This is a genomic window from Herbaspirillum sp. GW822-FHT03A08 (assembly GCF_058801885.1).
The window spans coordinates 596,549-619,591 of record NZ_JBXANR010000003.1 but is presented as its reverse complement, the minus strand read 5'-3'; the positions used below and the strand labels follow the sequence as shown (position 1 = coordinate 619,591).

13 protein-coding genes are annotated in these 23,043 nt (G+C 58.4%); 5 read left to right on the top strand and 8 right to left on the bottom strand.

The features are described 5' to 3' along the window. Nucleotides 1-173 precede the first annotated feature (173 nt). The gene (rpsB, locus tag AC1RN6_RS11990; RefSeq protein ID WP_050477084.1) at nt 174-923 is read right to left on the bottom strand and encodes a 30S ribosomal protein S2; all 750 of its coding nucleotides are present in this window, start codon (nt 921-923) and stop codon (nt 174-176) included. 380 nt (nt 924-1,303) lie between these two features. Here rpsB and map point away from each other — a divergent pair, with 380 nt between their 5' ends. From map to AC1RN6_RS11975, 3 genes are all read left to right on the top strand, one after another. Next, nucleotides 1,304-2,128 carry a type I methionyl aminopeptidase gene (map, locus tag AC1RN6_RS11985; protein ID WP_493005541.1) on the top strand — a complete coding sequence of 275 codons (825 nt, stop codon included), beginning with the start codon at nt 1,304-1,306 and terminating at the stop codon, nt 2,126-2,128. A gap of 19 nt (nt 2,129-2,147) precedes the next feature. Beyond that, a complete protein-coding gene (locus AC1RN6_RS11980) occupies nt 2,148-4,700 on the top strand; it encodes a [protein-PII] uridylyltransferase (protein WP_493005540.1) in 2,553 nt (850 codons plus the stop codon). A gap of 86 nt (nt 4,701-4,786) precedes the next feature. Then, nucleotides 4,787-5,533 carry a pseudouridine synthase gene (locus AC1RN6_RS11975; RefSeq protein WP_050477087.1) on the top strand — a complete coding sequence of 249 codons (747 nt, stop codon included), beginning with the start codon at nt 4,787-4,789 and terminating at the stop codon, nt 5,531-5,533. A gap of 86 nt (nt 5,534-5,619) precedes the next feature. Here the strand turns inward: AC1RN6_RS11975 and AC1RN6_RS11970 are convergent, their stop codons facing one another. After that, the gene (locus AC1RN6_RS11970) at nt 5,620-6,099 is read right to left on the bottom strand and encodes a cyanophycin metabolism-associated DUF1854 family protein (protein WP_493005892.1); all 480 of its coding nucleotides are present in this window, start codon (nt 6,097-6,099) and stop codon (nt 5,620-5,622) included. A 23-nt stretch (nt 6,100-6,122) separates the two neighbouring features. Beyond that, a complete protein-coding gene (locus AC1RN6_RS11965; protein WP_493005539.1) occupies nt 6,123-8,417 on the bottom strand; it encodes a cyanophycin metabolism-associated ABC transporter in 2,295 nt (764 codons plus the stop codon). 467 nt (nt 8,418-8,884) lie between these two features. Here AC1RN6_RS11965 and AC1RN6_RS11960 point away from each other — a divergent pair, with 467 nt between their 5' ends. Then, nucleotides 8,885-11,083 carry a cyanophycin synthetase gene (locus AC1RN6_RS11960; RefSeq protein WP_493005537.1) on the top strand — a complete coding sequence of 733 codons (2,199 nt, stop codon included), beginning with the start codon at nt 8,885-8,887 and terminating at the stop codon, nt 11,081-11,083. Nucleotides 11,084-11,180: 97 nt separating this feature from the next. Next, complete coding sequence (cphA, locus tag AC1RN6_RS11955) at nt 11,181-13,751, top strand: cyanophycin synthetase (RefSeq protein ID WP_493005535.1); 2,571 nt, start codon at nt 11,181-11,183, stop codon at nt 13,749-13,751. Nucleotides 13,752-13,866: 115 nt separating this feature from the next. Here cphA and def read toward each other — a convergent pair whose 3' ends face one another. From def to smc, 5 genes are all read right to left on the bottom strand, one after another. After that, on the bottom strand, nt 13,867-14,403 hold the full coding sequence (gene def / locus AC1RN6_RS11950) for a peptide deformylase (protein ID WP_493005533.1): 537 nt from the start codon (nt 14,401-14,403) through the stop codon (nt 13,867-13,869). A 31-nt stretch (nt 14,404-14,434) separates the two neighbouring features. Next, nucleotides 14,435-15,322 carry a UTP--glucose-1-phosphate uridylyltransferase GalU gene (gene galU / locus AC1RN6_RS11945; RefSeq protein WP_493005532.1) on the bottom strand — a complete coding sequence of 296 codons (888 nt, stop codon included), beginning with the start codon at nt 15,320-15,322 and terminating at the stop codon, nt 14,435-14,437. 77 nt (nt 15,323-15,399) lie between these two features. Continuing rightward, a complete protein-coding gene (gene ligA / locus AC1RN6_RS11940) occupies nt 15,400-17,493 on the bottom strand; it encodes an NAD-dependent DNA ligase LigA (RefSeq protein ID WP_493005531.1) in 2,094 nt (697 codons plus the stop codon). A gap of 33 nt (nt 17,494-17,526) precedes the next feature. Beyond that, a complete protein-coding gene (locus tag AC1RN6_RS11935) occupies nt 17,527-18,900 on the bottom strand; it encodes a cell division protein ZipA C-terminal FtsZ-binding domain-containing protein (RefSeq protein WP_493005530.1) in 1,374 nt (457 codons plus the stop codon). Between the two features lie 394 nt (nt 18,901-19,294). Further along, nucleotides 19,295-22,822, bottom strand: coding sequence for a chromosome segregation protein SMC (gene smc / locus AC1RN6_RS11930; protein ID WP_493005528.1), 3,528 nt, complete (start codon nt 22,820-22,822; stop codon nt 19,295-19,297). Between the last annotated feature and the right edge of the window lie 221 nt (nt 22,823-23,043).

Below are 23,043 nucleotides of genomic sequence, written 5' to 3'. Positions count from 1 at the left end.
GTTTCTCCTAACTGAGTAGATACTTCATCGAACACTACAGACATCAATGAAGCATCGAAAATTCGATCAATTTATTCAAAAAAAAGGGGCGAACTGCGCTTACTCTCGCTGTTACCCCTTTTTCATCATCATTCGCAGCAAACAGTGGCTGCGAATGACGTATTGCAAGCGGATTAAGCCTGCTCGTTGACTTCCACGAACTCGTCGCCACCGTTCTTGACGGCTTCAACAACTTCGTTCACTGCGTTGGCACGGCCTTCCAGAATTGCGTCAGCAACACCGCGAGCGTACAGAGCGATCGCCTTTGCGGAGTCATCATTACCAGGAATGATGTAAGTCACGCCTTCTGGGGAGTGGTTGGTATCAACCACGCCGATAACAGGGATACCCAGCTTGGCTGCTTCAGTGATGGCGCCCTTGTGGTAGCCGACGTCGATCACGAAAATAGCGTCAGGAATGCCGCCCATATCCTTGATGCCGCCGATTGCCTTTTGCAGCTTTTCTTGTTCACGGCTGAACAGCAGAGCTTCTTTCTTGCTCAGCTTTTCGTTGGAACCGTCAGCGATTGCCGCTTCCATGTCCTTCAGACGCTTGATCGATGTCTTGATGGTCTTGAAGTTGGTCAGCATGCCGCCCAACCAACGTTGGTCGACGTAAGGAACGCCTGCGCGTTGCGCTTCTGCTGCAACGGTCTCACGTGCCTGACGCTTGGTACCGACAAACAGGATAGTGCCGCGATTGGACGACAGTTGGCGCACGTACTTCAGCGCTTCCTGATACATGCCCAGGGTCTTTTCCAGATTGACGATGTGAATTTTGTTACGATGACCGAAGATAAACGGGGCCATCTTTGGGTTCCAGAAGCGTGTTTGGTGACCAAAGTGGACACCGGCTTCCAGCATTTCGCGCATAGTTACGGACATAAATTTCTCCAGGGTTAGGGTCTGGAATCCATTCGGTCATTCAAGCCTGCATAGCGCTTCACATGAAGCTGCCGGCCCAAACACCCTTTGGCGAACGGATTCGCGATTCAACTCAGTTTCAAATAAACAACTCTTATTACTTCAAGACAAGACCGGAACGAACACAAAAACTACCTGCAACCACCCCGATACTCGCCTTCCAACCTGAGCAACTCAAGTTAGCCGAGCATTGTACCTCATCCTGAGAATCCATTCAAGCGCCGAAAGCATTGTTTTCATTAGCTTTTGCCGACCGATGCGGCCTAATCGCCGCCGACAGAACCGCCCTCCCTCGTCTATAATCTCTACTTAATGATTTTTAAGCGAATTGCGACAATTTTATGGGCTCCATTTCCATCAAAACCGCCGAAGATATCGAAGGCATGCGCGTTGCCGGCAAGCTGGCGGCAGAAGTACTCGACTACATTGCCCCCTTCGTCAAGGCAGGCACAACTACCGGCGAACTGGACCGCTTGTGCCATGAATACATGACGAATGTGCAAGATACCATTCCGGCGCCGCTGAATTACTGCCCACCGGGCTACACGCCTTATCCCAAGGCCATCTGCACCTCGCTGAACGACATCATCTGCCATGGCATTCCCGGCGACAAAGTGATGAAAAACGGCGACGTGCTGAACATTGATATTACAGTCATCAAGAATGGCTACCACGGCGACACCAGCCGCATGTTTTACATCGGCGAACCGTCAATCCTTGCACGCCGCCTGACGGAAATCACCTACGAATGCATGTGGCTGGGCATCTCCAAGATCAAAGCCGGCGCACATCTGGGCGACATCGGCCACGTAATCCAGCAGCACGCAGAAAAGGCCGGCTACAGCGTGGTCCGCGAGTTTTGCGGCCACGGCATTGGCAAGGTTTTCCATGAAGAACCGCAAGTGCTGCACTACGGCCGCCCCGGCACGCTGGAAAAACTGGAAGCCGGAATGATCTTCACCGTGGAGCCGATGATCAACGCCGGTCGCCGCGACATTCGCGAAATGGGCGACGGCTGGACCATCAAAACCAAGGATCGCAGTCTCTCGGCGCAATGGGAACATACCGTGCTGGTGACCGAAACCGGCTTTGAAGTCCTGACGATTTCTCCGGGCATGCCTGCACCGCCGGCATTTATCCAGCAACAGGCCGCCGTCGCCGCCTGATCTCTTTCGCCGATCATCTATGCCCTCTCTTGCCGTCAATCTCAAAAAACAACTAAAAGCAGCACGCCAGCAGGCCATTGAGGCCTTTCAGGCCGACGGCAAGACCGAGCATTTATTAACCCAATTGCGCCGCAACGTCGACGCCGCCCTGACCGAAGCCTGGGAAAAATGCGCCCTGCCCCACGATATCGCGCTGGTGGCGGTCGGCGGCTACGGACGCGGCGAGCTGTTTCCGCATTCGGATGTCGACGTGCTGATCCTGCTCGATCAGGCGCCAGACAAAGCCATGCAGACAAAACTGGAATCGCTGGTTCAGCTCTTCTGGGATATCGGTCTGGAAATCGGTCATAGCATCCGCACCGTAGACGAATGCCTGGCCGAATCGGCGGCCGACATCACCGTGCAAACCAGCCTGCTGGAAGCGCGCCTGGTCACCGGCAACAAAACACTGTTTCAGTTGCTGCAGCTGCGCTGCAATAGCGCGATGGACCCGCGCGCCTTTTTCCAGGCCAAAACCCTGGAAATGCAGCAACGCCATGTCAAATACGAAGACACGCCTTACAGCCTGGAGCCGAACTGCAAGGAAAGCCCCGGCGGCTTGCGTGACCTGCAAGTCATCCTGTGGGTTGCGAAAGCAGCCGGACTAGGCGATTCCTGGAGCAAGCTGGCGCAACGCGGTCTGCTGACCGCAACAGAAGCACGCCAGCTGACGCAGAAGGAGCGCGCCTTCAAGGACATCCGCATCCGCCTGCACATCTACAGCAACCGCCGCGAAGACCGGCTGGTCTTTGACATCCAGACCCCGATTGCGGAAAGCTTCGGCTTCAAAAGCACCGACACGCGCCGCGCCAGCGAATACCTGATGCAGCGCTACTACTGGGCCGCCAAAGCAGTTACACAGCTCAACACCATCCTGCTGCAGAACATCGAAGCGCAGTTGTTCCCGCAAGAAGTCGTACCGCAGAAAATCAACGAGCGTTTCAACGAACTCAACGGCTTCCTCGACATCGCCCACGACAACGTCTTTGAAGACACGCCATCAGCCATGCTGGAAGTCTTCCTGACCCTGGCTCAGCATCCGGAGCTCAAGGACATGTCGGCGCGCACCATGCGCGCACTGTGGCATGCGCGCTTCAAAATCGACAACGCCTTCCGCGCCAATCCCGCCAATCACGCGCTGTTCATGCAGATCCTGCAAAGCAAGCGCGGCATCATGCACGCGCTGCGGCGCATGAACCAGACCAGCGTGCTCGGACGCTATTTGCCAAACTTCCGCCGTATCGTCGGCCAGATGCAGCACGACCTGTTTCACGTCTATACGGTCGACCAGCACATCTTGATGGTAGTACGCAATGTGCGCCGCTTCACAATGAGCGAACACGCACACGAATATCCGTTCTGCAGCCAGCTGATGGCCAATTTCGCGCAACCGTGGATCCTGTATGTCGCGGCGCTGTTTCACGACATCGCCAAAGGCCGCGGCGGCGACCACTCCAAGCTGGGCATGGCCGATGCGCGCCAGTTCTGCGTGCAGCATGGCATCTCGGAAGAAAACACCGAACTGGTGGTATTCCTGGTCGAGCATCACCTGACCATGTCTCAAGTCGCGCAAAAGCAGGACCTCTCCGACCCGGACGTGATCCAGCAATTCGTCAATACGGTCAAAGACGAACGCCACCTGACCGCGCTGTATCTGCTGACCGTCGCCGACATCCGCGGCACCAGCCCGAAGGTCTGGAACGCCTGGAAAGGCAAGCTGCTGGAAGATCTTTACCGCATGACCTTGCGCGTGCTGGGCGGCGAAGCGCCGTCTGCGGACCGTGAACTGAAAAACACGCAGCAAGAAGCCATCAAGACCTTGCGTCTGTATGGCCTGCCCGCCGATGCGCACGAAAAATTCTGGCAACAGCTGGACGTGGCCTACTTCCTGCGACTCGATGCTTCGGATATCGCGTGGCAGACACGCTCGTTCTACGACAAGATCGACAGCACCGTACCGGTTGTGAAATGCCGTCTGGCGCCGATCGGCGAAGGCGTGCAAGTCGCGGTCTACACACCCGACCGTCCCGATTTGTTTGCACGCATCTGCAGCTATTTCGACGAAAAGAATTTCAGCATTCTCGATGCCAAAATTCACACAACCAAACTCAACTACGCACTTGATGCCTTCCTGATCAGCGCGCCGGTATTCGCTAAAAACTATCGCGACATCATCAACCTGATTGAACACGAACTCGCGCATTTACTGCAATCCGACGGCCCGCTGCCGGCGCCCACCAGAGGACGCCTGTCACGCCTGTCGCGCACGTTCCCGATCAATCCCTCAGTGGATCTGCGCCCCGATGAGCGCGGCCAGTATTACCTCCTGTCGGTGTCGGCAAATGATCGCAACGGCTTGCTCTATACGATTTCCAACGTTCTGGCCAAATACAAGATCAATCTGCACACCGCCAAAGTCATGACGCTGGGAGAGCGCGTGGAAGACGTGTTCCTGGTCGATGGCGCCGCGCTCAACCATCCACGCAATCAGATCATGCTGGAAACCGATTTGCTCAAAGCCTTGCGCATTTGACGCGCTGCAATTCCAACACCTTCCACGTTGTCACCTATTTTTCTTCAACACTGCACTGACCCTGCTGAATTTATCCGATTGCCATCATGACTGAACCAGTACGCCTTTCCAAACGCATGTCCGAACTCGGCCTTTGCTCGCGCCGCGAAGCGGACGAGTGGATCGAAAAAGGCTGGGTGCGCGTCGACGGCAAAGTCGTCTCCGTACTGGGCAGCAAGGTGCTGCCGCATCAGCGCGTGACGGTTGAACGTCAGGCTGCAGCGGAGCAATCGAAGCGCGTGACGATCCTGATCAACAAGCCGGTCGGCTACGTCAGCGGCCAGGCGGAAGATGGCTACAAACCCGCCGTAGCCCTGGTGGAAGCGGCGACGCGCTGGGCAGAAGATCAGGTCGACACGCAATTCCACCCGACCCAGCTGCGCAGTCTGGTGCCGGCCGGACGCCTCGATATTGACTCTGTCGGCCTGCTGGTGCTGACGCAGGATGGTCGCATCGCCAAGCAACTGATCGGCGAAGACACCAGCGTCGACAAGGAATACCTGGTGCGCGTGCAGTATACGAAACCCGGAAAGTTGCCCGACAGCGACCTCAAGCGTCTCAACCACGGCCTGTCTCTTGACGGCAAAGCACTCAAGCCCGCCAAGGTGCGCTGGCAAAATGATGATCAGCTCAGCTTTACGCTGAACGAAGGCAAAAAGCGCCAGATCCGCCGCATGTGCGAACTGGTCGGCCTGAAAGTCGTCGGTCTCAAACGCGTGCGCATCGGCGGCGTCAAGCTGGGAGATTTACCGCCGGGACAATGGCGTTACCTGCGTCCTGACGAGCAGTTCTGATTCCCGAGCCCACATGAAAAAACCGGTTGCAGCCTTTGGCCCCAACCGGTTTCTTATTTGAAGTAATGCAATGCTGTCTCGACGAACTAGAGGAAGCGATCCAGAATCTTCCTGCTGTGTTTGTCCAGCGCCTTGGTATCGCGCACCAAAAACTGAATGCCGTGGCTATCCGAAATCAGCAAGGCTGATTGTGGCAAGCGGCGAATATCCTCTTCGCCCTTGAGCGTAAAAGAGGTGTTGCCGCGATTGGTTTCCACTTCCCAGACAGTAGGCGTCGCAAAACTGGAGACGCCGACGATGCGGCCGATCTCCGGCATGAATTCGCGCGTCGCCAGTTCCGCCTCGATCACCTTGCGGATCTCGGGAGATACGTCCGACCATCGATCAATCCAGGCCAGCTCGTGCCCATCCGCACTCACCAATGCAATGCCTTCGTCCGGTGCGCCGATCGGAAATGCGCGCACAGGAATCGCGCCCTCATGTTCGCCGCCATCCGCGTCGACAAACACCAGACGACCGAGGCCGTTATGGCGCAGACTGAAATTGTGCGCCGGCGTTTTTGCCATTTCATTCATTTGCGTATCCATTCTCAGCCGCCCTTCTCTTCATCGCCATCATCGCCGCTATCGTCACTACCCGGAACCTCCCCCTCCGGATTGCGCGCCTGGGCCTGATACAGACGATAGTACGCGCCTTGCTTGGCCATCAATTCTTCATGCGGACCGACTTCAACCACTTGTCCGCGATCCAGCACGACCAGGCGATCTGCCTTGCGCAACGTGGACAGACGGTGAGCAATCGCGATGGTGGTGCGTCCCTTGACCAGATTGTCGAGCGCCTTCTGGATCTCTTTCTCGGTCGTGGTATCCACAGACGAGGTTGCTTCGTCCAAAATCAGGAAGCGCGGATCGATCAGCAAGGCGCGCGCAATCGAAATACGCTGGCGCTCGCCCCCCGACAACGCCTGCCCGCGCTCGCCCACCAGTGAATCGTAGCCTTGCGGCAAACGCAGGATGAATTCGTGCGCATGCGCGGCGCGTGCGGCAGCAATGATTTCAGCACGCGTAGCGTCAGGCTTGCCATAGGCGATGTTCTCGGCAATAGTGCCGAAAAACAGAAATGGCTCCTGCAGCACCAGACCGATATTGCGGCGATATTCCGAGATCGGCAGTGAACGGATGTCGACGCCGTCAATACGAATCGAGCCTTCCGACACGTCATAAAAACGGCAGATCAGATTAACCATCGTGCTCTTGCCGGAACCGCTGTGACCGACCAGGCCGATCATCTCGCCCGGAGCTATGGCCAGATCGACACCGCGCATCACCGAGCGATTGCCGTAGCGGAAACCGACATTGCGCAGTTCGATCGAACCCTTCACGTGTTCGATATGCACGGGATTGGCCGGCTCAGGCACGCTGGAAACGTGATCGAGAATATCGAAAATCCGCTTGGCGCCGGCGGCCGCCTTTTGCGTCACCGACACGATGCGGCTCATGGAATCCAGGCGCGTGTAGAAGCGGCTGATGTACGCCAGGAAGGCCGTCAGCACACCGACCGTGATCTGATTATGCGAGACCTGCCAGATACCGAAGACCCACACAACCAGCAACCCGATTTCCGTCAGCATGGTTACGGTCGGCGTGAACAGCGACCAGATCTTGTTGACGCGGTCGTTGACCACCAAGTTGTGGCGATTGGCTTCCTTGAAGCGTGCCGCTTCGCGCTTTTCCTGCGCAAACGCCTTGACCACGCGAATACCGGGAATCGTATCGGCCAGTACGTTGGTCACTTCGGACCAGATGCGATCGATCTTTTCAAAGCCGTGGCGCAGGCGGTCACGCACTACATGGATCATCCAGGCAATGAACGGCAGCGGCAGCAAAGTCACCAATGCCAGCCACGGATTGATCGAAATCAAGATCACCGCGGTCATGATGATCATCAGGACGTCGATGATGAAATCCAGCAAGTGCAGCGACAGAAAGACGCAGATACGGTCAGTCTCCGAACCGATGCGCGCCATCAGGTCGCCGGTACGCTTGCCGCCGAAATACTCCTGCGAAAGGCGCAGCAGATGCTCATAGGTAGTCGTGCGCAGATCGGCGCCAATGCGCTCGCTGACCAGCGCCAGGATATAGGTGCGTCCCCAGCCCAGAATCCAGGCCACCATGGCCGAGCCGAGCAAGCCGCTCAGATACAGTCCCGCCAGATGAGAATCCAGCGGTGCGCCATTCTGGAACGGAATCAGCACGTTATCCATCAGCGGCATGGTCATGTATGGCGGCACCAGCGTGGCGGCAGTCGATGCCAGCGTCAGCAGGAAACCCAGCAGCAAGGAGCCCTTGTATGGTTTGGCAAAACGCGTCAGACGGAACAGTGCCCAGGTTGACGGCGGCGCTTCCTTGGCTTCCGGGCAAATGGCGCAGGTTTCCTGGCCTTCCGGGATCGGCGCCTTGCATTGCGGACATACGTCCAGCTCTTCTTGCACCACTTGCTGACCGGATACGTGCGTATCGCGTTGCAACTCGAACTGATTGATCAGGCGCAGCGCTTGCGGATTTTGCGCCAGGGTATAACGCCAGTACGCCAGGCGCGACGAACCATCCTGCAATTCCAGGCTGCCGACACCGGCGTGATCGTAGTGCTTCAGAACGGCATCCGAGCGGTAGTCCCAGGTAGTCCACCCTTGACCACTACCATTGATGGCCAGCAATCGGTGATCGGTGACCAGCACCAGTCCGCGCGTGAATTTCAGAGAAATATCGAGATCAAGCTCCAGCCAGGCGACGATTTTTTCATCAGCCGCCAGTTGGGCCTGCACTTCCGCGCGCCATGGCGCGGGCAAATTGGTAGAGCTTGGAATGAGGGATTCTTTGTTCATCTAGACGGCATGTATGTCCTGTGCGGACAGTGAAGAATGGTTTTGTTGGCAACTTTTTGCCGACAATCTATGCCGCGCATATTATATCGTATGGCTTTGCCACCCCGACAACGCGCAAGGCTGCCTTGGCGATGACAGGCACTATCTCTTTCCGCGCTTCAAGCTGACGAAATCCTGATTATTTTGCATGCAAGACCGGAAACACTCTGCGACAATATCGTTACATTTTGTGTAAATCGGCAACTTAGGGAAGGGGCCGGTGACCAAATCCAGATGGAACGTGCATAAATAACAAAAATTCCGGCCAATATTTGTGTGCCCTGGCTGTGAGGCTCTTCGCTGTCAGCTTATTTAGTCCGCATATAGTCCGCATTTTATTGAAGCCAAGTAAACCAATCACGGCTTTATGCGTTATTCATGCTTGGATCGACAGAACAGACAACGCTTAGCGGCAAACCTGCTTACCCATGAAAAATATAGAATTTCTCCGTATCCTCCCCTTGCATGGCCCCAACATCTGGACCTATCGGCCGGCGCTGGAAGTCTGGATCGACATCGGAGAACTGGAAGACTTTCCGTCGAACATCATTCCCGGCTTCAATGAACGCCTGACAAGCTGGCTCCCGTCACTGGTCGAGCACCGTTGCAGTTATGGAGAACGCGGCGGTTTCCTGCAGCGCCTAAAAGAAGGCACCTGGCCCGGCCACATCATGGAACACGTCACGCTGGAGCTGCAAAACATGGCCGGCCTGCCCGGCGGTTTCGGCAAGGCGCGTGAAACCTCCGTGCGCGGCGTCTATAAAGTCGTCGTCCGCGCCCGCCACGAACAAGTCACCCGCGCCGCCTTGTACGCCGGTCGTGATCTCGTGATGGCAGCCATTGAAGACAAACCCTTCGACGTCAACGCTGCGGTTGAAAAACTGCGCGACATGGTTGACTCGCTGTGCCTCGGCCCCAGCACTGCCTGCATCGTGGATGCCGCCGACGAGCGCCGCATCCCTTCGATTCGCCTGTCCGAAGGCAATCTGGTCCAGCTCGGCCACGGCATCAAGCAACGCCGCATCTGGACTGCCGAAACCGACCAGACCAGCGCCATCGCCGAAAGCATCTCGCGCGACAAGGATCTGACCAAGACATTGCTGCAGTCCTGCGGCGTCGCCATTCCCGAGGGCCGTGTCGTCGACAGCCCGGCAGACGCGTGGGAAGCCGCTGAAGACATCGGCCTGCCGGTGGTTGTCAAACCGTCCGACGCCAACCATGGCCGCGGCGTCTTCATCGACCTCAATACACAAGCCGAAGTGGAAACCGCCTACAAAGCTGCGCTGGAAGAAGGCAGCAGCGTGCTGGTGGAACGTTTCATTCGCGGTAACGAGCATCGCCTGCTGATCGTCGGCGGCAAGCTGGCTGCGGCCGCACGCGGCGAACCGATCTTCGTCATCGGCGACGGCAAGTCGACCATTTCGCAACTGATCGATGTGGTCAATATGGATCCGCGTCGCGGCGATCTGGAAGAGCATCCGCTGAACCCGGTCATCCTCGACCGCGAGCCGGCTGCCCGTCTAGAACTGGAACGCCAGGGCCTGACCGCCGATTCGGTACCGCCAAGCGGCAAGAAGGTCTTATTGCTCCGCAATGGTAACGTTGCCATCGATGTCACCGATCAGGTCCATCCAAGCGTCGCCGCAACTGCATCGCTGGCTGCACGCGTGGTCGGCCTGGATATCGCCGGCGTCGATCTGGTGGCTGAAGACATCTCCAAGCCGCTTGATGAACAACGCGGCGCCATTGTCGAGGTCAACGCCGGCCCCGGCCTGCTGATGCACCTGAAGCCTTCCGAAGGCACGCCACGCCCGGTCGGCCAGGCCATCGTCGAGCATCTGTTCAAGCCGGAAGACACCGGCCGCATCCCTATCGTCGGCATCACCGGCACGCACGGCAAAACCACCATTGCTCGTCTGGTCGCCCGCATCATTCACCTGAGCGGCAAGCACGTAGGCCTGGCCTGCGGCGACGGACTCTACTTCGGCCAGCGTCTGGTCGAAAAAGGTAATCGCGCAACCTGGGGCGCAGCCCACCGTGTCCTGCTCAACCGCGCCGTAGAAGCTGCCGTATTTGAAAACGGCAGCGTCTCCATCCTGTCCGAAGGCCTGGCCTATGACCGTTGCCAGGTCGGCGTCGTCGCCAATATCGATCCGGCCGACAGCCTGCCGGAGTACTACATCGACAATGCCGAGCAAATGGCGACCAAGGTCAAGCGCACGCAGGTCGACGTCGTGTTGCCGGACGGCGTAGCCGTCCTCAATGCGGAAGACCCGCTGGTCGCAGACATGGCGAGCCTGTGCGATGGCGAAGTCATTTTCTTTGGTTCAGACGCCGCAGGTGCGGTCATGGCCGGCCATCTGAAGCAAGGCAAGCGCGGCGTATTCGTGCGCAACGGCGACGTCATCCTCGCCAGCGGCGACAAGGAAATCCTCGTCAGCGCCGTGGCAGCGATCCCGATTACCGGCGGCGGCGCCGTCAGCTTTCAGATCGAGAACGTTCTGGCTGCAGTTGCCGCAGCATGGGCACTGGGCATCTCCGCCGACCTGATTCGCGCCGGCATTGAGCTGTTCGGCACCGAGCAGGCAGAAGAACAAGACAAGAAGCGCAAGGCCCAGACCGCCTGATCTTCTGCATTAACGATCAGGCGCAGTTACCTCTTTACCGTAACTACGATCTACAATCGGCCGGCATGGCCCAAGACACATTCAGGAAGACTTGTTGATGGACGTTTCTCGTATTCGCGTACTGCGCGGCCCTAATCTCTGGAGCAGACACACTGCGATAGAAGCTATCGTCTCCTGCACCGAGGCCGAACGCGCCATTGAAGGCATCGCAGGCTTTGAAGTACGCCTGCGCGCGCGCTTCCCACATATCGGTTTCCTGCAACCGGCCGGCGAAGCCAAGGCCGTCTCCATGGCGCATGCGCTGGAAGCTGCGACACTGGGATTGCAGTCGCAAGCGGGTTGCCCGGTCACCTTCAGCCGCACCGTCCCGACTGTCGAAACCGGCGTCTATCAGGTCATCGTCGAATACAGCGAAGAAGCCGTCGGCCGCCTCGCCTTTGAACTGGCGCGTGAACTCTGCCTGGCCGCTGCCGAAGACAAACCTTTCGACCTGGCCGATGCATTGGCCCGCCTGCGAGAACTCGACGAAGACGTCCGCCTTGGACCGAGCACGGGTTCCATCGTCACTGCTGCACTCAAGCGCGGCATTCCTTTCCGCCGCCTGACCGATGGCAGTATGGTGCAGTTCGGCTGGGGCAGCCGCCAGAAACGCATCCAGGCAGCTGAAACCAGCGACACCAGCGCCATTGCCGAATCGATTGCCCAAGACAAAGAACTGACCAAGATGCTGCTGCACGCAGCAGGCGTCCCCGTCCCTAACGGCCGCGTGGTCGAAACCGTCGAAGATGCCTGGGCCGCAGCGCAAGAAATCGCCGCACCGGTCGTCGTCAAGCCGCGCGATGGCAATCAGGGTAAAGGCGTCGCCGTCAACATCAGCACGCAAGACCAGATCACCGCTGCATTCAACGCTGCCGTCAAAATCAGCGACGAAATCATCGTCGAACGCTACATGCCCGGCCACGACTATCGCCTGCTGGTCATCGGCAAGCATCTGGTTGCTGCCGCCCGCCGTGATCCGCCGCAGGTCATCGGCGACGGCGTGCATACCATTCGTCAGTTGGTGGACAAGGTCAACAGCGATCCTCTGCGCGGCGATGGCCATGCAACTTCGCTGACCAAGATCCGCTTCGACGACATCGCACTCGCGACCCTGGCCAAGCAAAACTACGATGCCGAATCGATCCCGCCGCAAGGCGCGCGCATCGTTCTGCGCAACAACGCCAACCTCTCCACCGGCGGTACCGCCACCGACGTGACGGACGATGTCCATCCCGAACTGGCGGCACGCGCGATTGCGGCGGCGCAAATGGTCGGTCTGGATATCTGCGGCGTCGACATCGTCTGCAACAGCGTACACAAGCCGTTGGAAGAACAGGAAGGCGGTGTGGTTGAAGTCAACGCCGCACCCGGCCTGCGCATGCATCTGACGCCGTCTTACGGCAAGGGCCGTGCAGTCGGCGACGCCATCATCTCGACCATGTTCGCTGACGGCGACGATGCGCGTATTCCAGTTGTCGCAGTTGCCGGCACCAACGGCAAAACCACCACCGTTCGCCTGATCACCCATCTGCTCGCGCAAAAAGGCCTGCGCGTCGGCATGACCAATACCGATGGCGTCTATATCGACAAGCAACGTATCGATACCGGCGACTGCAGCGGCCCGCGCAGCGCGCGCAACGTATTGTTCCATCCCGACGTCGACGCAGCCGTGCTGGAAACCGCCCGTGGCGGCGTCCTGCGCGAAGGCCTAGGTTTCGATCGCTGCAACGTTGCCGTCGTCACCAACATCGGCATGGGCGACCATCTGGGCCTGAGCTACATCAGCACAGTGGAAGACCTGGCAGTCGTCAAACGCGTGATCGTGGAAAACGTCGCACCAACCGGTTACGCCGTATTGAATGCGGCCGATCCGATGGTCTCCAGCATGGCGCAATCCTGCCCCGGCGCCGTGATTTTCTTCGCGCTCGATCCGCAGCATCCGATCATGGCAACGCACCGCGCGCAAGGCCGCCGAGTCGTCTTCCGCGACGGCAATGACATCGTCGCGGCGCAAGGCGATCAGGAATACCGTCTCGCACTCGGCGACATCCCACTGACGCGCGGCGGCGACATCGGCTTCCAGGTGGAAAACACCATGGCCTCGGTTGCCGCGGTCTGGGCTTTGAATCTGGACTGGACAATTGTCCGCGCCGGCTTGCGCACTTTCATCAGCGACGTCGGCACCGCGCCCGGCCGCTTCAACATGTTCGACTACCGCGGCGCGACACTGATCGCCGACTACGGCCACAATCCGGACGCCATCAACGCGCTGGTCAAGGCGGTGGAAAGCATTCCCGCCAAACGCCGATCGGTCGTCATCAGCGGCGCCGGTGATCGCCGCGACATCGATATTCGTCAACAGACGGAAATCCTCGGCGATGCTTTCGACGAAGTCGTGCTGTATCAGGATCAGTGCCAGCGCGGCCGCGCCGATGGCGAAGTGCTTGCCCTGCTCCGCCAAGGCCTGGTCAATGCGCGCCGCACCAAGGAAACCAAGGAAGTCTTTGGTGAATTCCTGGCAATCGACACAGCACTGGCATCTTTGAAGGAAGGTGACCTGTGTCTGATTCTGATCGATCAGATCGAAGAAGCGCTGGAACATATTGCCAAGCGCGTTGCGGAAGGCTGATCAACGTAACGAAGTCATCGCAAAAATAAAAATCGCGTGTTGAAGTCAGGCTTCACACGCGATTTTTTATTGGCTGCTCGCCATCCGATCCGGACTGCGAGCATGACTTCGTCATTCAGTCATCGTCATTCGGATCCAACTCAGGGAACAGAATTTCCGTGAATCCGAAACGCGAGAAATCCTTGATACGCATCGGATAGAGAATGCCCCACAAGTGATCGCACTCATGCTGAACCACGCGCGCGTGAAAGCCATCCACAGTCCGGTCGATACGGCCACCGGTCTCATCAAATCCTTCATAGCGCAAGCGGCTCCATCGCGGCACCACACCGCGCAAACCCGGCACCGACAGACAACCCTCCCAGCCTTCTTCCGTCTCGTCACCAAGTTGGGTCAGCGTCGGATTGATCAGTACGGTTTCAGGGACTTCCGGCGCGTCGGGATAGCGCAGGTTTTTCTTGAAACCGAAAATCACCAGTTGCAGATTGACACCGATCTGCGGCGCCGCCAGTCCGGCACCATTGACCGCGCGCATGGTTTCGAACATGTCGGCAATCAGCGTATCCATCTCCGGCGTGCCGAACTGCTGCACAGGCTCGGCCTGGCGCAGCAGGCGCGGATCGCCCATTTTCAGAATTTCGCGTATTGCCATTCCTGCTCTCCTTGCTGCTTCTACGCCATGCTCAAGCGTTGATATCGAGTTGTTTGAGGTATTCGGTAAAGGCAGCCCCAGTCTCGGAGTGCTTCATCCCCATCGCGACCATCGCCTTGAGATAGCCCAACTTCGAACCACAGTCGTAACGCTGCCCTTCGTAGCGATACGCCAGCACGGTCTGCGCGTGCATCAGCGCAGCAATGCCGTCGGTGAGCTGAATCTCGCCGCCGGCGCCCTTGCCGATGGTTTCCAGATAGTCGAAGATCCGGTTGTTCAGCACATAGCGGCCGACCACCGCCAATGTCGATGGCGCCACATCCGGCGCCGGCTTTTCGACGATGCCATTGACGCGTTCAAGATTCGGCTGATACGCCGTCGCGCTGACGATACCGTATTGCTTGGTGTCGCTGCGTGGCACATCCTGCACAGCCAGCAAGCTCAGGCCTTCGCGTTCGTAGACTTCCGTCATCTGCGCCATGACGGGTTTCTGTCCGACGCCCACGTCCATGAAGTCATCTGCGAGCAACACCGCGAAAGGCTCGTCGCCGACTACCGGACGCGCGCACAGCACCGCATGACCCAGGCCCAGTGGCGCGGATTGGCGGATGAAGATACAGGTCACGTTTTTGGGAATGACGTTCTGGACGATATCCAGCAACTGTTGCTTGCCGGCTGCTTCCAGCTCGGCTTCCAGTTCGTAGGCCTTGTCGAAATGGTCTTCGATGGCACGCTTGTTGCGGCCGGTGATGAAGACCATCTCGGTAATACCCGCAGCGACCGCTTCTTCCACCGCATAGTGAATCAGGGGCTTATCAACGATGGGCAGCATTTCCTTCGGCTGCGCCTTGGTTGCCGGCAAAAAGCGGCTGCCCAGGCCTGCAACAGGAAATACGGCTTTCTTGATTCGTTTAGTCATTGCAGCTCCCGATAAAAAATGAATACATCCCTTTGGCGTCTGTCGGCATTATCACCCACTATTGCCATACCCGCCGCTTACCCAGCTGCTACGTCCGCACCAACTGCATCGGCCTCATCTGGCGGACCGCTCTGCACCAGCGCCACCAGCGCGTCCTCGTCGAGGATGGCGATACCCAGCTCTTCAGCCTTAGTCAGCTTGCTGCCGGCTTCAGCGCCGGCAACAACATAATTGGTTTTCTTCGATACCGATCCGCTCACCTTGCCACCGGCTGCTTCGATCATTTGCGCCGCATCGTCGCGCGACATGGTCGGCAATGTGCCGGTCAGCACAAAAATCTTGCCGGCCAGCGTCTTGGCCTGGATTTCAACGCCTGCGCCTTCGGTCCAGTGAATGCCGGCGGCGCGTAATTGATTGACGAGCTCGACGTTCAGGCCGTCTTTAAAGAAGCTGGTGATGGAACGCGCGACCACCGGGCCGATGTCGGCGACTTCCAGCAATTGCTCCTCCGATGCCGCCAGGACGGCATCCATATTGCCGAAGTGGCGCGCCAGTTCCTTGGCGGTCGCCTCGCCGACATGACGAATGCCCAGCGAATAGATGAAACGTGCAAGCGTCGTCGACTTGGATTTTTCCAGTGCGTCGAGCACGTTCTGTGCCGATTTTTCAGCCATGCGGTCGAGTTCGGCCAGCGAAGTCAGGCCCAGGCGATACAAATCAGCGGCGGTCGTGATGACGTTTTTGTCGACCAGCTGATCAATCAACTGATCGCCGAGACCGTCGACATCCATCGCACGGCGCGACACAAAATGCTGCAAACCGCCCTTGCGCTGCGCCGAACATTTGACCCAGCCGCCGGAGCAGCGTGCGATCGCCTCCTCTTCCAATCGCACGATGGGCGAACCGCACACCGGACACTCTGTCGGCATCTCAAACGGCTTCGCATCAGCGGGACGCGATTCGGGCACATAGGCCACAACCTCGGGAATCACGTCGCCGGCGCGGCGCACGATGACCGTGTCGCCGATCTGAATATCCTTGCGGCGCACTTCGTCTTCGTTATGCAGCGTTGCATTGGTCACCGTCACACCGCCGACAAATACAGGCACCAGCCGCGCCACGGGCGTGATCGCACCGGTGCGGCCGACCTGGACTTCGATGCCCTGCACCACGGTCAGCGCTTCTTGCGCCGGAAACTTGTGGGCCAATGCAAAGCGCGGCGCGCGCGAAACAAAACCAAGTTGCTGCTGCTGATCGAGGCGATCGACCTTGTACACCACACCGTCGATTTCGTAGGGTAGTTCGCCACGCTTGGCACCGATGCCGTTGTAGAACTTCAGCAAGCCGTCGGCGCCGTGTACCACAGCTCTTTCCTTGCATACGGGAAGGCCCAGCGACGAATACCAGTCGAGCAAGGCCGAATGCGAGGCTGGCATGTCCATGCCTTCCAGCACACCAATGCCGTAGGCGAAAAAGCGCAAGGTGCGCTGCGCCGTGATCCTGGAGTCGAGCTGACGCAAACTGCCCGCGGCCGCATTGCGCGGATTGGCGAATTCTTTCAGTCCTGCATCACGCTGGCGCTGATTGAGTTTAGCGAAATCATTCTTGTACATCAGCACTTCGCCGCGCACTTCCAGCACTTGCGGCGGGTTATCGCCATGCAGGCGCAGCGGAATGGCGCGCACGGTGCGGATATTTGCCGTAACGTTTTCACCGGTGGCGCCGTCGCCACGCGTGGCGGCACCTGCCAGCACGCCGTTTTCATAGCGCAGGCTGATCGCCAGGCCGTCAAACTTCAACTCCGCGGCGTAAGCGATTTCCACCAGCGACGACAAGCCGTCCTTGACGCGTTTGTCGAAGGCAACGATGTCCTCATCGTCAAATCCATTCCCCAGCGACAACATCGGTATGGCATGACGCACCTGCTCAAACTGCGGCAGCGGGGTTCCACCCACGCGCTGAGTCGGCGAATCCGCCGTCGCCAGCTCGGGGTGCAGCTGCTCAAGCGCCTGCAGCTCATGGAACAACTTGTCGTATTCCGCATCGGGAATACTCGGGTCGTCGAGAACGTAGTAGGCGTGATTGTGGCGGTCCAACGCCGCCTTGAGGCTAGCCGCCCGCGCACGCCAGTCGTCTGCCGGCGCGGGTGCTGAAAATGAATCTGGATACATGGTGAGGTGCGCTTTGTAGGGAAGCGCTCAGGCTTAACTGAACAGACGCATGGCGCGCTTGGAACCAGCAGGAATCTCAGCCGATTCCATCGCGCTGTAAAACGCGCTGACCTGCTCTGCGATATCGCTCAGTGCGGCATCCGACAACAACTGGTCGCTGTCGTCAACCACAGTGCCGCCCAGGCGCATCGCCAGGGAACGCGCACAGGCAATCATGGCGCCGTAACCATCGCGAGCCGGGCCGACGCGCGGCACATCCAGCAACAAGGTCAGGCGATCAGTGGTTTCTGCTGCGCCGGTGGCATTGGTCGACATCGAGAACAAGACTTCGCCCTCGCCGTCCTGCATCACCAGATGGCCGTCGGTGCGGCGGTCGAAACCCTGACGTGTAAGCGCGGCCAGCAAAGTGCTGACATTCCATGGCGCGCCATTGGAACGAACATTCACGCCCAGTTGCACGTCATGGTCCATGATGAACTGGTGCAGCGCTTGCGCCGTCTTCATTACATCAACCATGTCCGGAACTTCCGGCTCGGCGCCGATGGAGTCGGTGAACTCGCGCAAGCGCATGATCAGCTCGGAATACTCCAGCTCATTCAGCGCATTGTTGCGATTGGCCAGTTGCACACCGGCCAGCAAGGCGTTGTACACGCTGCCATGGGTGATTGCTTCCCATTCGCCGTTGACGGTGCGACCGACGAAGTTGACGGTCTTGTTGCCGACATGGCGTAGATTTTGTACACCCGGCAGAATCTTTTCGCCGCGTACCGACAAATCGAGCGCAATCGGAATGATGCAATCGACCAGCTCATCCACCGGCAGCTCTCGCTGCGGTTGAATCGCGGCAGGTTCTGCGCCCGGCTCACCGGCGTACATACCCTGATCGGCGAGAGAAGCTTCCACGTGGCTTAAATCGGCTTCCAGCTCATCTGTGCCCAGCGGGTCTGCCGGATAGTCAGAGTGGCTGTCGATCGGCGTATCGAGCGACAAATACGGCTCGATCGGCTCGTCGGATGCGGAGAATTGCGGCTCAATCTGTTGATTGACCTGTGGACCTGGCACCGGCTTCGGCCGTTCGTACAGCTCCGGCTCGAGTCTGTCGTCTTCATACATGGAGGCCGGCGATTTCGCCATCGGTGCGGTTTGGACCGGTGCTGCTACAGGCATGGCAGCAGCAGATGCCTGCACAGGCGCCGACGCTGCCGGCACAGGCGCCTGATAAGTTTTTTGTGCAGGCGGCAAAGGCTGCGACTGCGTATCGGCGTTCATCAGCACATCGTCATGATCCGACGAAAACGCGCGCTCGACGGTCTTGCGCGTCTTATGCTCTTGCCATTTGTTATAGGAAATCACACCGACGACGATCACGCCGCCGATGACGATCAGACTGGTCTGGAGATCTGTCATGCCGAATGTACCTTGGAATTATTCTTGAAAGTGACGCGCGCAGCGGCGCGGCTCATCACTGGACCGGCGCAAGGCGCCAGATCAATACGATCAAACATGTTCGGTTCGATAAAACTGGTCATAGCTGGTCTTTATGGATTCCTGAGAGTCGACAGGTGTTTGCACGGGTGCTGCAATAAAACCGATACACCCCTGTCGTTACCATCTTGTTATTTTTTGCCTGAATCGCTTAGAAAGCGGCGCGCTAAAGCCCTTGTATGACAAGCTGTTCAGGGTAGTGTTCCGTTATAGGCTTGTCAAGCTGCACAAGCCCTGCAAAATACCGGCGCAAGTCAAAAAAATCAAACTTGCACCGCCTTCCTGCCTACCCGTTCAAGCCGCCATCGCTATGGCATCAGGCAGCCTGCACCTCGGAGGTGAAATTGGCCGCCGCTTCCATATCCACCGCAACGATACGCGACACGCCCTGCTCCTGCATGGTCACGCCGATCAGCTGATTGGCCATTTCCATCGCGATCTTGTTATGCGAGATGAACAGGAACTGCGTGTTCGACGACATGCGCTTGACCATATTGCAGAAGCGCTCGGTATTGGCGTCGTCCAGCGGCGCATCCACTTCGTCCAGCAAGCAGAACGGTGCGGGATTCAACTGGAACATCGAGAACACCAGCGCCGTTGCGGTCAGCGCCTTTTCACCGCCGGACAGCAGGTGAATCGTCGCATTCTTCTTGCCTGGGGGTTGCGCCATGACTTGCACGCCGGAATCCAGAATTTCGTCGCCGGTCATGATCAGCTTGGCCTGGCCGCCGCCGAACAGAATCGGGAACAGCTCGGCGAAGTGGCCGTTGACCTTGTCAAAGGTGTCCTGCAGCAAGCCGCGGGTTTCGATGTCGATCTTGTGGATTGCATCCTGCAGCGTGGTGATCGCTTCGTTCAGGTCGGCGTGCTGAGCGTCGAGGAAGTTCTTGCGCTCGGAGGCGGTCGCCAGTTCATCCAGCGCAGCAAGGTTGACGGCGCCCAGTGCAGCGATCGCATTGGTCAGGCGCGTCACTTCGCCTTGCAGATAAGAAGGACGCATGTCGTCGGTCAGCTTCTCCGACAACGCGGCTTCGTCGGCCTGCGTGCTGGCCAGCGCTTCCGTGAATTGCTCCTGATTCAGGCGCGCGGCCTGTTCCTTCAACTGCAGTTCGGTAATGCGGTCGCGCTGCGGCTGCAGACTGCGTTCATTTTGCAAACGCGCTTCTTCGTGCTGACGCAGCTTCTGCGACAACTGATCGAGCTCGTGACGCGCATCGGCCAGCGCGCGCTCCTGGTCGGTGCGCTTGTCCAGCAAGGATTGCAGCCCGGCCTGCGCGGCCTGGTCGTCCAGGCTTTCCAGTTCCAGGCTGCCTTGTTGCATGCTGGCAAACAATTGCGCCGCCTGTTCCAACGCGGTGGCGATGTTGCGCTTGAGTTCGTCGATCTTGTTGCGCTGGGATTTTTCCGAAAATTCGGTCTCCTGCGCAGCACGTTCCAGCTCGCGCAGGCGCTGGCGGGCATCGTTCAGCTGCTGCTCTTTGCCGAGATAATCGGTCTGGCCGTTCTCGTGCGATTCCTGCAGTTCAGCCAGTTCGATATCGAGTTGTTCGAACTTGGCTTCGGATTCTGTCTTGATTTGCTGCTGCTCGGATTCCTGCGCTTCGATTTCGGCCAGGTCGGCGACGATCTGCGTGCTGCGCTGGTTGAAGCGCTCCTGTACTTCAGACAGTTTCATCACTTCGATCTGCAGGCTGTGTGCAGCCTGCGTCAAGCCGGCAACGCGCTGACGCAGTTCCTGCAGGCGCTGCGTGGCGCTGGTCATGGCCGCATCGGCGCGTACGGCGCGCGATTTGGCTTCTTCCGACAGCATGTATTGCGCACGCTGCTGCTTGGTGATGTTTTCGATTTCCTGCTGGCGCGCCAGCATGCCATCCTGCTCCGAATCCGAGGCGTAAAAACGCACGCTCGACTGGCTCACGACATGGCCTTGCTTGGTCACGAACAGAGCGCCGTTCGGCAGCTTGCTGCGGTCGACGAAGGCGCTTGCAGTATCGTCAGCGATGAAGATGTTGTGCAACCAATCCTGCATCAGCGTGCGCAGGCCGGGATCATTCAGCTGCAGCAGGTTGATGAAGGGCTTCAGGCCATTTGGCGCCGGTTCGGAAGGCAAGCCAGCCGGATTCGGTGCGAACAGCGCCAGTTTGGCCGGCGGCGCATCGTTGAAGAATGCCTTGGCCCAATCCAGATTCGATACTTCCAGCGCCGACATGCGTTCACGCAGCACGGATTCCAGCGCGGTTTCCCACCCGGCGTCGATGTGCAGCTTTTGCCACAAACGCGGCAGATTGGCCAGCTCGTGCTTTTCCAGCCACGGCTGAACCTTGCCTTGCGTCTGCACGCTTTCCTGCAATTGCTTCAGAGCGGAGAGACGCGCTTCCAGTTGCGCCAGCTCGGTGGTTTCCTTGCTGACCAGTTCCTGGGCAGTGCGGCGTTCTTCTTCCTGCTTCGGCAACTGCTCCTGCGCTTCTTCGAGATACATCGACGCTTCTTCAAGCGAGGCTTGCTTCTCTTCCAGTTGCAGTTTGAGATTGGACAGGTGCGCGTCGTCCGGCAGGTTGAGGCCGTTCTTTTCCTGCACCAGACGCTCGCGGCGCACGCTCAGGCCGGACAGGATGTTGGAGGCATTGCGCTGATGCGCCGACTCCAGTTCGATTTGCTGCTGAATCTGCATGATCTTGCCGCGCGACTCAGTTGTCTTGAGTTGCGCTTCGCGCCAGGCTTGTTCCAGCGTCGGCACCTTGTCGGTGGCATCCTGCACGGCTTGCTGCGCCTGTTCGACGCGCATGCCTTGCTCTTCCAGCTGGATCTCGGCCTCAGCCAGATCGTCCTGATGCTGCGTGCCCTGACGCTGCCATTGATCGCGTTGCGCGGTCAGCGAATTCAGTTGCGTTTGCAGACGGCTGCGCGATTCGATGACGAATTTGATCTGCGCTTCCAGGCTGCCGATTTCGGAGTTGGTCTGGTACAAATGGCCTTGCGCCGTGTGCAAGCGGTCGCCGGCGCCATAGTGCGCCTGGCGCATGTGTTCCAGCTCGGTTTCGACGTGGCGCAGTTTGGCGGTTTGTTCTTCGAGATCGATCTGTGCGCGCTCGATTTCGCGGAAGTATTTTTCCTGCTCGGCCTTGGCTTCGTTCTTGCGCAGCAGCCACAGCAGCTTTTGCTTCTCTTCCTGATCGGCGGTGAGTTCGTTGAACTTCTTGGCGACAGCGGCCTGCGCTTCCAGCTTTTCCAGATTGCTGTTGAGTTCGCGCAGAATGTCTTCAAGACGCGTCAGATTTTCGCGCGTGTCATGCAGACGGTTTTCGGTTTCGCGGCGGCGCTCCTTGTACTTCGACACGCCTGCAGCTTCTTCCAGGAAAATGCGCAGCTCTTCAGGACGCGCCTCGATGATGCGCGAAATCATGCCCTGCCCGATGATCGCGTAAGCGCGCGGACCCAGGCCGGTACCCAGGAAGATGTCCTGAATGTCGCGGCGGCGCACCGCCTGGTTATTGATGTAATACGAAGACGTACCGTCGCGCGTGAGCGTGCGCTTGACGGCGATCTCGGCGTATTGGCCCCATTGACCTGCTGCCTTGCCCATGGCGTTGTCGAAAATCAGTTCGACCGAAGCGCGGCCGGCCGGTTTGCGGTTGGTGGAACCGTTGAAGATGACGTCCTGCATCGATTCGCCGCGCAACTCGGAGGCTTTGGATTCGCCCAGTACCCAGCGCACCGCATCGATAATGTTGGACTTGCCGCAGCCGTTAGGGCCTACCACACCTACCAACTGCCCCGGCACCTGGAAATTCATCGGATCGACGAAAGACTTGAATCCTGACAATTTAATGGAATTTAAGCGCACGTTATCTACAATTTCACAGAGTTTGACGGAAGCAGGCAAATTCGCCCGCAATAGCCCGGTATCATAACATTCCGGGAGGGAAAACCGCTGAAATCAAGACCTCAAACGCATCTCGAACACATGTCAGGCTGCCCTCGCGGCGGCCATCAATAAAAACGGCCTGCCCGATCACTCTGGCAAGCCGTTCAAGTCAGACATTAAAGTCAATGTTCAGACAATTT

Coding starts and splice junctions, on each gene's coding strand:
- rpsB (WP_050477084.1), bottom strand. CDS start 923: ATGTCCGTAACTATGCGCGAAATGCTGGAAGCCGGTGTCCACTTTGGT.
- map (WP_493005541.1), top strand. CDS start 1,304: ATGGGCTCCATTTCCATCAAAACCGCCGAAGATATCGAAGGCATGCGC.
- AC1RN6_RS11980 (WP_493005540.1), top strand. CDS start 2,148: ATGCCCTCTCTTGCCGTCAATCTCAAAAAACAACTAAAAGCAGCACGC.
- AC1RN6_RS11975 (WP_050477087.1), top strand. CDS start 4,787: ATGACTGAACCAGTACGCCTTTCCAAACGCATGTCCGAACTCGGCCTT.
- AC1RN6_RS11970 (WP_493005892.1), bottom strand. CDS start 6,099: ATGGCAAAAACGCCGGCGCACAATTTCAGTCTGCGCCATAACGGCCTC.
- AC1RN6_RS11965 (WP_493005539.1), bottom strand. CDS start 8,417: ATGAACAAAGAATCCCTCATTCCAAGCTCTACCAATTTGCCCGCGCCA.
- AC1RN6_RS11960 (WP_493005537.1), top strand. CDS start 8,885: ATGAAAAATATAGAATTTCTCCGTATCCTCCCCTTGCATGGCCCCAAC.
- cphA (WP_493005535.1), top strand. CDS start 11,181: ATGGACGTTTCTCGTATTCGCGTACTGCGCGGCCCTAATCTCTGGAGC.
- def (WP_493005533.1), bottom strand. CDS start 14,403: ATGGCAATACGCGAAATTCTGAAAATGGGCGATCCGCGCCTGCTGCGC.
- galU (WP_493005532.1), bottom strand. CDS start 15,322: ATGACTAAACGAATCAAGAAAGCCGTATTTCCTGTTGCAGGCCTGGGC.
- ligA (WP_493005531.1), bottom strand. CDS start 17,493: ATGTATCCAGATTCATTTTCAGCACCCGCGCCGGCAGACGACTGGCGT.
- AC1RN6_RS11935 (WP_493005530.1), bottom strand. CDS start 18,900: ATGACAGATCTCCAGACCAGTCTGATCGTCATCGGCGGCGTGATCGTC.